This window comes from Pseudomonas fluorescens (assembly GCF_018614775.1).
Lineage (GTDB): Bacteria > Pseudomonadota > Gammaproteobacteria > Pseudomonadales > Pseudomonadaceae > Aquipseudomonas > Aquipseudomonas fluorescens_BY.
In genome coordinates this window covers 94638-107781 of the sequence record NZ_JAGGOF010000045.1, presented here as the reverse complement: position 1 = coordinate 107781, position 13144 = coordinate 94638, and the positions used below count along the sequence as shown (strand labels likewise).

Sequence of the window (13144 nt, the reverse complement as noted above, 5' to 3'; positions counted from 1 at the left end):
GATAGGGCCGCCGCGAATTATAAGGACAACCGCACCGCCAGCGCCGCCAACGTCACCAGCAACACCGGCGCCGTCAGCACGATGCCAACCTTGAAGTAATAACCCCAGCCGATCCGGATGTCCTTGCGCGCCAGCACATGCAGCCAGAGCAAGGTGGCCAGGCTGCCGATCGGGGTGATTTTCGGGCCCAGGTCGCTGCCGATGACGTTGGCATAGATCATGGCTTCCTTCACCGCCCCGGTGGCGTGGCTGGCGTCGATGGACAACGCGCCCACCAGCACTGTCGGCAGGTTGTTCATGATCGACGACAGCAGCGCCGTGAGCAGCCCGGTGCCCATGGCCGCGCCCCACACGCCGTATTCGGCGAACGTATCGAGCCAGTGGGCCAGGTAGCCGGTCAGCCCGGCGTTGCGCAGGCCGTAGACCACCAGGTACATGCCCAGGGAGAAGATCACGATCTGCCACGGCGCTTCCTTCATCGCCTTGCGGGTGGAGATCTTGTGGCCGCGGGCTGCAACGGCCAGCAGCAACGCGGCGCACACCGCCGAAATCGCACTGATGGGGATGCCCAGCGGCTCCAGGGCAAAGCAGCCCACGAGCAGGATCACCAGCACCGCCCAACCTGCATAAAACGTGGCCTTGTCGTGGATCGCCGTGGCCGGATCGTCCAACTGATGCGGGTCGTAATCGCTCGGGATGTCGCGGCGGAAGAACCACAACAGGACCCCCAGGCTCGCCGCCACGCTGACCAGGTTCACCGGCACCATGACCGCCGCGTAGCGGTTGAAACCGATGCCGAAGAAGTCCGCCGAAACGATGTTCACCAGGTTCGACACCACCAGCGGCAGGCTTGCAGTGTCGGCAATGAAACCCGCGCCCATCACGAACGCCAGGGTCGCTGCGGGGGAAAAGCGCAACGCCAGCAGCATGGAGATCACGATCGGCGTCAGGATCAGCGCCGCGCCGTCGTTGGCAAACAGGGCCGACACGAGCGCCCCCAGCAGCACCATGAACGCGAACAGCTTGCGCCCGCTGCCCCGGCCCCAGCGGGCCACGTGCAGGGCTGCCCAGGCGAAGAAACCCGCTTCGTCCAGCAACAGGCTGATGATGATCAGCGCGACGAAAGTGCCGGTGGCGTTCCAGATGATCTGCCAGACCAGCGCAATGTCACTGACCTGCACCACCCCGCTCAACAAGGCCAGCAGCGCGCCGAACGTCGCGCTCCAGCCAACGCCGAGCCCTTTGGGTTGCCAGATCACCAGGGTAATGGTCAGCAGGAAAATCAACGACGCGATAAGCATGTGCAACAGCCTTGCAAGAGGGATTGGAAAGAAGACATCAGCAGCAACGCGCCACCGGACGGTCGGTCATCGCGCCCAAGCGCGCCACATCCGCCGCCAGCCAGGCCGAGTTGGCGGCCAGTGCCTGCTCCAGCAAGGTGCTGATCCAAAAGGGCAACTGCGCGTGCAAGCGGTAATAGACCCACTGCCCCTGACGCCGGTCGCTGAGCAGCCCGGCGCTGCGCAACTGGGCCAGATGCCGGGAAATCTTCGGCTGGCTCAGGCCTAGCGCGGCGGTGAGTTCACAGACACACAACTCACCTTCACGGACCACCAGCAAGGCGATGCGCGTGCGAGTGTCGTCGGCCAGCGCCTTGAAGACATCGACAGGGTTGTGGGAATCGGGCATGGCAGGGAAAGCCTGGATGAACGAAGGGCGAATATATGGAAATTCGAATATTCAGTAAAGCAGTGCTTGAATTTAAACACTTCACCTGTGGGAGCAAGGCTTGCCCGCGATGAACAACGACGCAGTCCTTGAGAATCGCGGCGCCTGGATCGCGAGCAAGCTTTGCTCCCACAAATGTCCTCGCCACCCCTTATCGTGGCTCAGTGTTCAGGGGCATCAGGCCTTTTTATGCTGCTCAACCCACGCGCCATAGGCATCGATGAACTTCTGCAGGAACGGCTTTAACGACTCCGACAGATTACCCGCTTCGTCAAACGCCGTACCCGCCCCGCTCAGGTAGCCTTCCGGTTGCTGCATGCAAGGTACATCGAGGAACACCAGCGACTGGCGCAGGTGGTGGTTGGCGCCGAAACCGCCGATGGCCCCCGGCGAAGCGCTGATCACTGCGCCCGGCTTGCCGCTCAGGCAACTCTGGCCGTAGGGGCGCGAGCCAACGTCGATGGCATTTTTCAACGGCGCCGGCACCGAGCGGTTGTACTCCGGGGTGACGAACAGCAGCGCGTCGGCGGCGCCCACCTGTTGGCGAAACGCGGTATAGGCGGCCGGTGGCGGGGTCACGTCGATGTCCTCGTTATAGAGCGGCAATTGACCGATCTCGACGATCTCCAGCTTCAGGTAGGCGGGCGCCAGGTCAGCCAGTGCCAGCGCGATCTTGCGGTTGATCGACGCCTTGCGCAGGCTGCCCACCAAAACGGCCACGGTGTAGACATTACTCATGAGAGGCTTCTCGACTGTCGGCTCAAAGGATCTGTAGTTATAGATGATCGGCGTTACATTTGGACCAATGGAGCGACGAATTCCTGCCGGCTGGACTATTTTTTTCTTGTGGGAAAACTTACCGCGCTTGACCAAGGTCTACAGAACCGCAAATCGAGTGATCTTTTTTTAGAGGTTCTTAGCAATGGCAGCAGTACTTGTCGGACAATTTCATGCGCGGGACGCCGAAGGTCGCGTCTATTCGGTGCATGAATTCCAGGAATCGACCCCGTCGCACGACGGAAACGGCAAGGAGCCTGTCACCACCTATAAACTGGCCATTGGCGATCGCGTCAACAAACTCGACGAAGATCGCTTCCTGCTGGTGCAGTCTGGTATTGAACTGACGCGCGAACCTGAAACGCAAATCGCCTCATAACCATTGTTATGAGCAGAAGTCATGCCCGGACTTGGGTTAGGATTCGGCCACTCAATGGCTTACCCGCCGAACATGGACTTCTTGCATGCGTTTACGCCACATCGAAGTGATCCAGGCGCTGCTGCAGACCGGTCATCTGGGCACGGCGGCCGAATGGCTGCAATTGCCGGTAGCGGAAGTCGAGGCGATCTTGCGCGACGCCGAGGCACAATTGGGCTTCATGTTGTTTGCCAGTGTGCGCGGGCGCCTGCAGGCCACCCGGGAAACCCTCGAATTGCGCGACGGCATCGCGCGGGTGTATGACACCCTCGAGCCGGTGCAGCGACTGGCCAGCAGCCTGAAACACTATCAGGCACCGCCCTTGCGCATCATCTGTACGCCGCCGCTGGCCCAGCAATTGTTGCCCCAGAGCATCGCTGCCCTGCGTCGACGCTACCCGGATGCACCGTGCACCCTGCTCAGCCAGCCGACCCGCGAGATCGTCCAGAGCCTGCTCTTGCGCGAAAGCGACCTGGGCCTGAGCCTGCACAACCCTGAACACCCCGACATCCAATGCCAGCCGATCGCCCAGGGCAAGCTGCAATTGCTGGCGCCCCATGGCTGGCTGCAACCACGGCAAAAATACATTTCGCTTCAGGACCTGGCGGGCCAGTCGCTGGTCGGCCTGGAGGGTCACGACCCGTTGAGTCCGGCGTTCGAACACAAGCTGGGGGCGCTACGTCCGGCGCCGGTGATCCAGATCCGCGTGCAGACGCATCAGATGATGCGCGCCATGGTCGAAGCCGGCGAAGGCCTGGCCATCGTCGACCCGTTCACCGCCTCGGGCGCCAAAGCCACCGGCCTGGACGCCTGCCCGGTGTCGCCCGCGGTGACGATCAGCCTCTATGCCCTGAGCCTGAATGGCAGCACGCCCTCGCCCGCCCTGCAGTCACTGCTGGAGCGGGTTACGGAACAAGCCGAGGCGCTGCTGGGCCACTGATGGCCATGCCCAGCGGATCATCGAACAGCCGGTACCAGAACAGCGCCACCTCAGCCGTATGGCGGTCAATGCCGCGATAGCGCAGGTGATCGATACCGCCCAGCACATAGCCGCAACGCTCGTAGAGCCGGCAGGCACCCAGGTTGTTGTTCTGGGTTTCGAGCATGATGCCCGGCAGTTTTTTCTTGCGGCTCCAGAAATGCGCGACGTCGAGCAAGGCCCTGGCCACCCCGTGGCGACGAGCCGGGGCGTGTACCGCCAGTTCGTCGATGTGAGCGAAGCCGTTCCAGTTGGTACTGACCACCAGGTGTCCCACCGGCTGGTCATCGAGATAAGCCATGAAGATCTCACTGTCCGGGGCGTCGCGGAAGCTGCTGAACTCCTCGGGATCGATGCCATAGCACTTGCGATAGGGAACGATGGGCGTCACCGGCCACTGGCTCACGGGCCTGCCGATCTGCGCCGTAACGTAGTCGCTGACCTCGAAGCTGAAATCACTGCCCCAGATATAGACCGCGAAGCCGTCATCGGCAACGCGTACCGAGAGGCCGGGGTGCTTGGGATTCATGACCGGTTGCATACTGGGAAACGTCCTCATTCCTTGAGACAACCAACGGCGCATTGCCATCCATTGCCCTTGCCTTTCAAATCTTCACTCATCAGGCGGATCCGTAGCTGCCCGTTACCTCAGGTTAGAAGGTCGCGGCGATTGTGGCGAGAAATGAAAGATGAATACTGACAACATCCCTGGTGGGAGCGAGCCTGCTCGCGATAGCAGTGTGTCAGTTACATCAATATCGGCTGATTCACCGCTATCGCGAGCAGGCTCGCTCCCACAGGGATTTATGCGTGAAATGCTCTCAAGCTTCAGCCAACTGCGTCCACAGTGCCGGAGCGCCCGCCGATTTGGCGATGGCTTCCAGACGCGCGGCATGTTCGGCCAGGTCGCTTTCACTGGCGCGGATGATCCGGGCTGGCCGGCGGTCGGCCGGCAGCCGACGGATTTCCGTGGCCTGGTTACCGGAGCCTTCGCCGGAACCGTTGCCATCCGAAGCGTTACCGGCCAGGGACAGGCTGGTCTGGCCGCCGGTCATGGTCAGGTAGACGTCGGCCAGGATCTCGGAGTCGAGCAAGGCGCCGTGCAGTTCGCGGCCGGAGTTATCGACATCGTAGCGCTTGCACAAGGCATCGAGGCTGTTGCGCTGCCCCGGGTGCCGCTCCCGAGCCATCATCAGGGTATCGAGAATGGTGCAATGCCGGGTGATGTCCGCACGGTCGTGCTGGCCCACCAGGGCGAATTCGTTGTTGATGAACCCAACGTCGAACGCCGCGTTGTGGATGATCAACTGCGCGCCCTTGATGAACTCGAAGAACTCGTCGGCTACTTCGGCAAACCGTGGCTTGCCCACCAGGAACTCGTTGGTAATGCCGTGGACGCCGATGGCGCCTTCGTCACTCTCGCGGTCCGGTTGCAGGTAAACGTGGAAATGGCGACCGGTCAGGCGCCGGCCGATCAGCTCGACACAACCGATTTCGATAATCCGGTGACCGTCGGTCACCGGCATACCGGTAGTTTCGGTATCCAGTACTACAGATCTGTTGGCCATCTGTGTTCAGCTCTCAACGGGCAGGCTTGCAAAAGCGCGGATGTTAACACGCTCACAGGGAACTGCCGCAGTCAGGCCTGCTTGTAGCCCCGCACCTCATCCACGCCACGGTTGGCCAACTGGTCGGCCCGCTCGTTACCATGGTGGCCGATGTGGCCGCGTACCCACTTCCAGGTGACGTTGTGGCGGTTGACCTGCTCGTCCAGTTGCCTCCAGAGGTCGGCATTTTTCACCGGCTCCTTCGCGGCGGTTTTCCAGCCGCGCTTCTTCCAGTTGGCCATCCACTCGTTGATGCCTTTCATCACGTACTGCGAGTCGGTCACCAGCAGTACATCGCAGGGCCGCTTGAGCTCTTCGAGGCCGCGAATGGCGCCCATCAGCTCCATGCGATTGTTGGTGGTATTGGTTTCGCCGCCCCAGAGCTCCTTCTCAACGCCCTTGCACACCAGCAACGCGCCCCAGCCGCCCGGGCCGGGATTGCCCTTGCAGGCGCCGTCAGTAAAGAGTTCCACGCTATCGCTCATGCCAATCTATCCAGAAAAAAAATGCAAAGACCCGTGGCCGACAGGTCGGCCGGGCCATCAAAAAGGTTTACGGCTCGATGTGACGACGATTGACCTTGGCCATCGGCAAGGGAATCAGCTTGCCCATCGGCTCGCGCCGCGCCTGGCGCACCGGGCGCAGCCCGACTGCGATCTTGCGCGCCACCAGCAAGTAGAAACCGCCGCCGGACAGTTGCCAGTCACCGGCCTTGCGTTCCCAGCCGGCCAGACGGGCCTGCCACTTGGGCGACGCAAGCGGCGGACGATAGCACCCGAAGCGGCGCTTCTCCAGCGCGAAGCCCAGCAGGTTGAGCCAGTCGCCTACCCGTGACGCCGAGATGCAGCGAGCGTGGCGCAAGGCGTCCTGGGCGAAGACCCGGCGCAACCCCCAACTGCTCCAGGGATTGATGCCAATGATCAGCAGATGCCCGCCGGGACGCACACTGCTCGCCGCTTCACGCAGCAAACCGTGGGGCGACAGGCAGAAGTCCAGACCGTGCTGCATGACCACCACATCGGCGGCATGCTCGCTCAACGGCCAGGCCTGCTCCTCGCAGACAATTTCCACCCCGGGCAGCGGCGCGCCCAGGCGCACGTTGCGCTGGACCTGGGGGGCCTGCGGCGGCGTCTGCGCCGACGGCCCATAGTGCACCAGGTAGCCACCGAAGAACCTGCCCAGCTCCTCCTCGAGCATGCGCCGCTCTTCATCCAGCAAAAATTGCCCGACAGGACCGGACAGCCATTCACGGGCAGCGCTGATCAACGCCAGCCAGTCGGGATCGGCCTGGGCGAACGCTTCATCGGTCATTGCATTCTCCAACGCGTCAGGAAGTTCTAAGATGCGCCTTTGTTTTCAGCTTGGCGAATTCCGCGATGATACAGATCAGTGCCCTGCCCGCCTTCACCGATAACTACATCTGGTTGTTACAGGATCACTCGACCCAGCGCTGCGCCGTGGTCGACCCGGGTGACGCCGCACCGGTCCAGGCCTGGCTCGATGCCCACTCCGAGTGGGTCCTGAGCGACATCATGATCACCCATCACCACCACGATCATGTTGGCGGCGTGCAGGCGTTGAAGCATGCGTCAGGCGCCACCGTCCATGGCCCGGCCAGCGAAAACATCCCGGCGCGGGACACCGCCCTGAATGACAACGACACCGTCAGCGTGCTCGGCTTGGACTTCGAGGTCTACGCCGTGCCCGGCCACACCCTGGGGCATATCGCCTATTACCACCACGGCCTGCTGTTCTGTGGCGACACGTTGTTCGCCGCCGGTTGCGGCCGCCTCTTCGAAGGCACGCCGGCGCAGATGCATCACTCCCTCAGCCGTCTCGCCGCCCTGCCGGACGATACCCTGGTTTACTGCACCCACGAGTACACCCTCAGCAACCTGAAGTTCGCCGCTGCGGTGGAGCCGGACAACGCGGACATTGCTGCCCGCCTGGTAAAAGTCAGCCGGCAACGCAGCGAAGGCATCATGACGCTGCCCTCGACCCTGGCCCTGGAAAAACTCACCAACCCGTTCCTACGCACCGCCGAAACATCCGTTAAACAAAAAGCAGACGAACGGAACGGCCAGCGTAACCAGACGGCGAGTGAGGTTTTTGCGGCCTTGCGGGCGTGGAAAGATACGTTCTAAGCCAGCTATCGATTGGTACAAAAATTCTGAATGGTTGACCTGTTGGGGTGTGCTTTCTAGAATCGCCCGACATTTTCGCCCGGAACTTACTTCCAGCCAATGTCGTCATCCATACGCAGGTCCGCCCAGTCAGACACATTGACCCGCTTGGCTCAAGCCATCGCGGTGGCTGTGTCCGCCATGCTGGCGGGCTGCCAGAGCACGAGCCAGGTACCGCCAACCGACGCGGCCCACACGCCGAACCTCGCCGCTCGCGCCAAGCAGAAGCCCTTGTGGCTCAGCGAAAAGCCAAGCCCCCAAGTGCCCCAGGACGTATGGGAACGCATGCGACAGGGCTTCCAGTTGCAGGAAACGGCTGGCGTCAATCCGCGTATCGAGCAGCAGCGCCTGTGGTTCGCCAGCAACCCGTCGTTTCTCGAGGGCGCCAGTGAACGTGGCAGCCTCTACATCCATTACATTGTTGAACGCCTCGAAGAACGCAACATGCCGCTGGAACTGGCCCTGCTGCCAGTCATCGAAAGCGCCTACAACCCCATGGCCTATTCCCGGGCCAACGCAGTAGGCCTGTGGCAATTCATCCCGTCCACGGGGCGTTACTTCAATCTGCGCCAGACCCGTTTCTATGACGGGCGTCGCGACATCACCGCTTCCACCACGGCCGCCATGGATTACCTGACGCGCCTGCACGACATGTTCAACGGCGACTGGTTGCTGGCCCTGGCAGCCTACAACGCCGGCGAAGGCACGGTCAGTCGCGCCATCGAGCGCAACGAAAAGCTCGGCCTGCCCACCGACTACTGGAACCTGCCGCTGCCCGCCGAGACCCAGGCCTATGTGCCCAAGCTGCTGGCGCTGTCCCAGGTGGTGCTCGCCCCCGATGCCTATGGGGTGAACCTCAACCCGATTGCCAACGAACCCTACTTCCAGGTCGTCGAGATCAACCAGCGCATGGACCTGTCCAAGGTCGCGGCGGTGGCCAATATCGACGAAGACGAGCTGTTCCAGCTCAACCCGGCCTTCAAGCAGCGCACCACCGTCGACGGCCCCCAGCATTTGCTGGTGCCCACGTCCAAGGCCCAGTTGCTGACCGCCAGTCTGTCGACCATGCGTCCGGAAGAATTGATCAGCCCGCGCTCGCTCAAGCCGGTCTTTGAAACCGCCGATGACAGCGAAGTGGAAGGCGCCCGGCGCAGCTACCGGGTCAAGCGCGGCGACAACCTGGCCCAGATCGCCAAGGCCAACAACGTCCAGACCAAGGACCTGCAGCGCTGGAACAAACTCAGTGGCAACAAACTCAAGGTCGGCCAGACCCTGGTGATGCAGGACACCAAAGCCATCAAGGCAACCCGGTCCACTGACAAGCGCATCAACACCGTGCTGGCTGCCAACAGCAAGAACCAGAAGAAACAACAGCCCCAGACCCAGTACAAGGTACAGCAGGGCGACTCGTTGTACGTGGTCGCCAAGCGCTTCAACGTCGAGATGCAGCACCTCAAGCGCTGGAACCCGCGGATGGGCAAGGCCCTCAAGCCAGGCCAGGTGCTGACGGTCTATTCCCCTCATTGATGCCTGTCAGCTCGCTACAAACCTGTGGGAGTAAAGCTTGCTCGCGATGGGGGGACGGCAGTCGACATCGATGTTGACCGTTACCCTGCTATCGCGAGCAAGCTTTGCTCCCACGGATTTGGCACCACTTGATCCTTGACGGACCGCCTGCTCCCGCTGCCCCGCCTTTTTCCTGCCGATACAAGCTGTTACTGTACAGGCCATAACGCCAAAGCCGCCTGGATCGGATCTCAGACTTGATACGTCCCCTCCTCTTGCTCCTGATCAGCCTGGCCTTGAGTCCTCCCGCCAGTGCCGCCCTCAGCGAAAGCCACGGCTATGCGCAGTTCGGCACGCTCAAGTACCCGGCCCGATTCACCCACTTCGACTGGGTCAACCCGCAAGCGCCCAAGGGCGGTACCTTGCGGGTCATGGCATTCGGCACCTTCGATACGCTCAACCCCTACACGTTCAAGGGCAGCAGCCCGGTTTCCACGCCGAATTTCCTGCAATACGGCATCAACGAGCTGAACGAACCCTTGATGGTCGGCACCGGCCAGTACGCGCCGTCCGGTGATGAACCAACGTCCAGCTACGGCCTGATCGCCCAGTCGGTGGAGTACAGCGAAGACCGTAGCTGGGTGGTGTTCAACCTGCGGCCCGAGGCGCGGTTTCATGACGGCGTGCCGATCACCGCCTATGACGTGGCGTTCTCCTACCGGACGCTGCTCAAGGACGGCCACCCGCAATACCGCACCAACCTGCAGGAAGTGCTGCGGGTCGACATTCTCAACCCGCTGAAAATCCGTTTTGTCTTCAAGCGCGCCGGCAATCCTCTGCTGATCCTGCGCCTGGGCGAGCTGCCGGTGTTGCCCCAGCATTACTGGAAAGGGCGCGACTTCAAGGCAACGACCTTTGAACCGCCACTGGGCAGCGGCCCGTATCGCATCACCAAAGTGCAACCCGGTCGCCAACTGGTGTTCGAACGGGTCAAGGACTATTGGGGCAAGGACCTGGCGGTCAATCGCGGCAAATACAACTTCGACCGCATGGAGGTGGAGTTCTACCGCGACAGCGACGTGGCCTTCGAAGCCTTCAAGGCCGGGGAGTTCGACATCTACATCGAACACCAGGCCAAGAACTGGGCCAACGGCTATGACTTCCCGGCGGTCAGCCGCGGCGATGTGATCAAGGCGCAGATTCCCCACCAGATCCCGACCCAGAGCCAGGGTCTGTTCATGAACACCCGCCGCGGCACCTTTGCTGACGTCAAGGTGCGGGAGGCCCTGGGGCTGATGTTCGACTTCGAGTGGACCAACCGCACGCTGTTCAGCAGCGCCTACAAGCGCACCCTCAGTTACTACCCCAACAGCGAGTTTTCCGCGAGCGGCGTTCCCGTGGGCCATGAGTGGCTAATGCTCAAGCCCTACCGCGAACAACTGCCGCCGCGCCTGCTCACCGAACCCTTCAGCCTGCCCCAGACCGACGGACGCGGCATTCCCCGGGAAACCTTGCGCAAGGCACTGGGGCTATTGAAGGAGGCCGGCTGGACCCTCAACGGCCAGCGCCTGCTGAACGCGAACAGCCAGCCCCTGAGCTTCGAGATCCTGCTGGTGAACCCGAACCTGGAGCGCATCCTGCAACCCTATGTCGAGAACCTTGCCAGCATCGGCGTCCAGGCCCGCCTGCGCACGGTGGACCGCGCCCAGTACAAGCAGCGCCTGGACCAGTTCGACTTCGACATGATCCTGCTGACCCTGAACCAGACCTTGAGCCCGGGCCTTGAACAATGGCAGTACTTCCACTCCAGCCAGGTCGGGATCAAGGGCAGCAAGAACTACGCCGGGATCGCCAACCCGGTGGTCGACCACCTGCTGGAAAAGCTCTTGGCCGCCCAGACCCGGGATGAACAGGTCGCCGCCGGCAAAGCCCTGGACCGGGTGCTGTTGTGGCAGCACTACTGCATTCCCAACTGGTACCTCAACTATCATCGCCTGGCCTACCGCAACCGGTTCGCCTTTGTCACCACGCCGCCCTACACCCTGGGCCTGAGCGCCTGGTGGCTGAAATCTTCGGAGAAAGATCAATGAAGCCTTTTCGCGCCCTGCTCCTGCAGGCCGGCGGCCTACTGTTCGCCGGGCTGGCTTGTGCCGCGCCGCAGCACGCCCTGACCCTGTACAACGAGCCGCCAAAATACCCGGCCGATTTCAAGCATTTCGATTACGTGAACCCCGACGCGCCCAAGGGCGGGATGTTCCGCCAGGGCGGGTTTGGTGGCTTCGACAGCCTCAACCCGTTCATCAGCAAAGGCGTACCGGCCGATGACATCGGCCTGATCTACGACACCCTGGCCAAGCAGGGCCTGGACGAACCCTTCACCGAATATGGCCTGATCGCCGAAAAGATCGAGAAAGCCCCGGACAATGCCTGGGTGCGTTTCTACCTGCGCCCCGAAGCCCGCTTCAACGACGGCCACCCGGTGCGCGCCGAAGACGTGGTGTTCAGCTTCCAGACCTTGACCAAGGACGGCGCGCCGATGTTTCGCGGCTACTACAACGACGTCGCCGAAGTCATCGCCGAAGCCCCGCTCAAGGTGCTGTTCAAGTTCAAGCACACCAATAACCGTGAATTGCCGCTGATCCTCGGCCAACTGCCGGTCTTGCCGAAACACTGGTGGGCCGATCGCGACTTCAACAAGGGCAACCTGGAAATCCCCCTCGGCAGCGGCCCGTACAAAGTCACCGAAGTGAAGGCCGGACGCTCGACTCGTTATGAGCGGGTGAAGGATTACTGGGGCAAGGACCTGGCGGTCAATCGCGGTTTCTACAATTTTGACGTGCTGACCACCGACTATTACCGCGACAACACCGTGGCGGTCGAGGCCCTGAAAGCCGGGCAGTTCGACTTCTGGCTGGAGATGACGGCCAAGAACTGGGCCAATGCCTACAACATCCCGGCCGTCACCGAGGGTCGGTTGATCAAGGAACAGATCCCCAACGGCAACCCCACCGGCATGCAGGGTTTTGTCTACAACCTGCGCCGGCCGATCTTCCAGGACGTGCGGGTGCGCAAGGCCTTGAGCCTGTTGCTGGATTTCGAGTGGACCAACAAGCAGCTGTTCAATGGCGCTTATGCCCGCACCCGCAGTTATTTCGAAAACTCGGAAATGGCCGCCACCGGCCTGCCCGGTGAAGACGAACTGAAGATTCTCGAACCGCTGCGCGGCAAGATTCCCGACCAGGTGTTCACCGACGCGTTCCAGCCTTCGATGTGCGACGGCAGCGGCATGATCCGCGACCAGCAGCGCAAGGCTTACCAGTTGCTGCAGGAAGCCGGCTGGCGCATCGTCGACGACAAGATGGTCGATGCCCAGGGCAAACCGGTGGTGCTGGAGTTCCTGTTGGCCCAGACCGAATTCGAACGGGTATTGCTGCCGTTCAAGCGCAACCTGAGCGACCTGGGTATCGACCTGGTGATCCGCCGGGTCGACGTGTCCCAGTACATCAACCGCGTGCGCTCGCGGGATTTCGACCTGGTGGTGGGCAGCTTCCCGCAATCCAGCTCACCGGGTAACGAGCAGCGCGAATTCTGGATGTCGGCCGCCGCCGACAAGCCCGGCAGCCGCAACACCATGGGCCTGAAGGATCCGGCCGTTGACCAGTTGGTGGAACAGCTGATCAACGCCGATTCGCGCAAAAGCCTGGTAACCCATGCCCGGGCGCTGGACCGGGTGCTGCAGTGGGGTTACTACGTGATTCCCAACTGGCACATCAAGACCTGGCGCGTGGCCTATTGGAACCACATCGGCCATCCGAAAGTGACGCCGACCTACGACATCGGCACCACCACCTGGTGGGTCAAGCCGGACGCCAAGCCTGCCGCCGAAGTCGAGAAGCAAGTCATGGAACAACAGACCAACACCGCCCCCGCGAGCGTGGAGTAACCC

The 13144-nt window shown here is 62.0% G+C and carries 13 protein-coding genes; 6 read left to right on the top strand and 7 right to left on the bottom strand.

Annotated elements, in window-relative coordinates; translation table 11 throughout:
- Positions 1-17: 17 nt before the first annotated feature.
- From J7E36_RS12845 to J7E36_RS12835, 3 genes are all read right to left on the bottom strand, one after another.
- Positions 18-1301, bottom strand: coding sequence for an arsenic transporter (locus J7E36_RS12845; RefSeq protein WP_215003407.1), 1284 nt, complete (start codon positions 1299-1301; stop codon positions 18-20).
- A 37-nt stretch (positions 1302-1338) separates the two neighbouring features.
- Positions 1339-1689 (bottom strand): metalloregulator ArsR/SmtB family transcription factor, encoded by a 351-nt coding sequence (locus tag J7E36_RS12840; RefSeq protein ID WP_215003405.1) that lies wholly within the window; start codon positions 1687-1689, stop codon positions 1339-1341.
- A gap of 216 nt (positions 1690-1905) precedes the next feature.
- Positions 1906-2466, bottom strand: a complete 561-nt coding sequence (locus tag J7E36_RS12835) for an NADPH-dependent FMN reductase (RefSeq protein ID WP_215003403.1) — start codon at positions 2464-2466, stop codon at positions 1906-1908.
- 184 nt (positions 2467-2650) lie between these two features.
- Between J7E36_RS12835 and J7E36_RS12830 the strand changes: the two genes are divergently transcribed.
- Both J7E36_RS12830 and J7E36_RS12825 read left to right on the top strand, forming a co-directional pair.
- The gene (locus J7E36_RS12830) at positions 2651-2884 is read left to right on the top strand and encodes a hypothetical protein (protein ID WP_215003402.1); all 234 of its coding nucleotides are present in this window, start codon (positions 2651-2653) and stop codon (positions 2882-2884) included.
- Between the two features lie 85 nt (positions 2885-2969).
- Positions 2970-3863, top strand: coding sequence for a LysR substrate-binding domain-containing protein (locus tag J7E36_RS12825; protein WP_215003400.1), 894 nt, complete (start codon positions 2970-2972; stop codon positions 3861-3863).
- Here J7E36_RS12825 and J7E36_RS12820 read toward each other — a convergent pair.
- The 4 genes from J7E36_RS12820 to J7E36_RS12805 all read right to left on the bottom strand — a co-directional run bounded on the left by J7E36_RS12820 (position 3829) and on the right by J7E36_RS12805 (position 6820).
- Positions 3829-4443: a GNAT family N-acetyltransferase gene (locus J7E36_RS12820; RefSeq protein ID WP_215003397.1), complete on the bottom strand. Its 615-nt coding sequence runs from the start codon at positions 4441-4443 to the stop codon at positions 3829-3831. The two genes, J7E36_RS12825 and J7E36_RS12820, sit on opposite strands and share 35 nt — an antisense overlap.
- 280 nt (positions 4444-4723) lie before the next feature.
- Positions 4724-5470 carry a DNA polymerase III subunit epsilon gene (gene dnaQ, locus J7E36_RS12815; protein ID WP_215003395.1) on the bottom strand — a complete coding sequence of 249 codons (747 nt, stop codon included), beginning with the start codon at positions 5468-5470 and terminating at the stop codon, positions 4724-4726.
- Positions 5471-5541: 71 nt separating this feature from the next.
- Entirely contained in the window at positions 5542-5994 is a 453-nt protein-coding gene (rnhA, locus tag J7E36_RS12810; RefSeq protein WP_215003393.1) for a ribonuclease HI, read from the bottom strand.
- Between the two features lie 67 nt (positions 5995-6061).
- Positions 6062-6820: a class I SAM-dependent methyltransferase gene (locus tag J7E36_RS12805; protein WP_215003392.1), complete on the bottom strand. Its 759-nt coding sequence runs from the start codon at positions 6818-6820 to the stop codon at positions 6062-6064.
- Positions 6821-6885: 65 nt separating this feature from the next.
- Here J7E36_RS12805 and gloB point away from each other — a divergent pair, with 65 nt between their 5' ends.
- The 4 genes from gloB to J7E36_RS12785 all read left to right on the top strand — a co-directional run bounded on the left by gloB (position 6886) and on the right by J7E36_RS12785 (position 13141).
- Positions 6886-7653: a hydroxyacylglutathione hydrolase gene (gloB, locus tag J7E36_RS12800; RefSeq protein WP_215003390.1), complete on the top strand. Its 768-nt coding sequence runs from the start codon at positions 6886-6888 to the stop codon at positions 7651-7653.
- A 99-nt stretch (positions 7654-7752) separates the two neighbouring features.
- Complete coding sequence (locus J7E36_RS12795; protein ID WP_215003388.1) at positions 7753-9219, top strand: transglycosylase SLT domain-containing protein; 1467 nt, start codon at positions 7753-7755, stop codon at positions 9217-9219.
- A 236-nt stretch (positions 9220-9455) separates the two neighbouring features.
- A complete protein-coding gene (locus tag J7E36_RS12790) occupies positions 9456-11288 on the top strand; it encodes an extracellular solute-binding protein (RefSeq protein WP_251030614.1) in 1833 nt (610 codons plus the stop codon).
- On the top strand, positions 11285-13141 hold the full coding sequence (locus tag J7E36_RS12785; RefSeq protein WP_215003386.1) for an extracellular solute-binding protein: 1857 nt from the start codon (positions 11285-11287) through the stop codon (positions 13139-13141). The genes J7E36_RS12790 and J7E36_RS12785 overlap by 4 nt, the downstream gene beginning before the upstream one ends.
- Positions 13142-13144: the final 3 nt, after the last annotated feature.

Coding starts and splice junctions, on each gene's coding strand:
- J7E36_RS12845 (WP_215003407.1), bottom strand. CDS start 1,301: ATGCTTATCGCGTCGTTGATTTTCCTGCTGACCATTACCCTGGTGATC.
- J7E36_RS12840 (WP_215003405.1), bottom strand. CDS start 1,689: ATGCCCGATTCCCACAACCCTGTCGATGTCTTCAAGGCGCTGGCCGAC.
- J7E36_RS12835 (WP_215003403.1), bottom strand. CDS start 2,466: ATGAGTAATGTCTACACCGTGGCCGTTTTGGTGGGCAGCCTGCGCAAG.
- J7E36_RS12830 (WP_215003402.1), top strand. CDS start 2,651: ATGGCAGCAGTACTTGTCGGACAATTTCATGCGCGGGACGCCGAAGGT.
- J7E36_RS12825 (WP_215003400.1), top strand. CDS start 2,970: ATGCGTTTACGCCACATCGAAGTGATCCAGGCGCTGCTGCAGACCGGT.
- J7E36_RS12820 (WP_215003397.1), bottom strand. CDS start 4,443: ATGCAACCGGTCATGAATCCCAAGCACCCCGGCCTCTCGGTACGCGTT.
- dnaQ (WP_215003395.1), bottom strand. CDS start 5,470: ATGGCCAACAGATCTGTAGTACTGGATACCGAAACTACCGGTATGCCG.
- rnhA (WP_215003393.1), bottom strand. CDS start 5,994: ATGAGCGATAGCGTGGAACTCTTTACTGACGGCGCCTGCAAGGGCAAT.
- J7E36_RS12805 (WP_215003392.1), bottom strand. CDS start 6,820: ATGACCGATGAAGCGTTCGCCCAGGCCGATCCCGACTGGCTGGCGTTG.
- gloB (WP_215003390.1), top strand. CDS start 6,886: ATGATACAGATCAGTGCCCTGCCCGCCTTCACCGATAACTACATCTGG.
- J7E36_RS12795 (WP_215003388.1), top strand. CDS start 7,753: ATGTCGTCATCCATACGCAGGTCCGCCCAGTCAGACACATTGACCCGC.
- J7E36_RS12785 (WP_215003386.1), top strand. CDS start 11,285: ATGAAGCCTTTTCGCGCCCTGCTCCTGCAGGCCGGCGGCCTACTGTTC.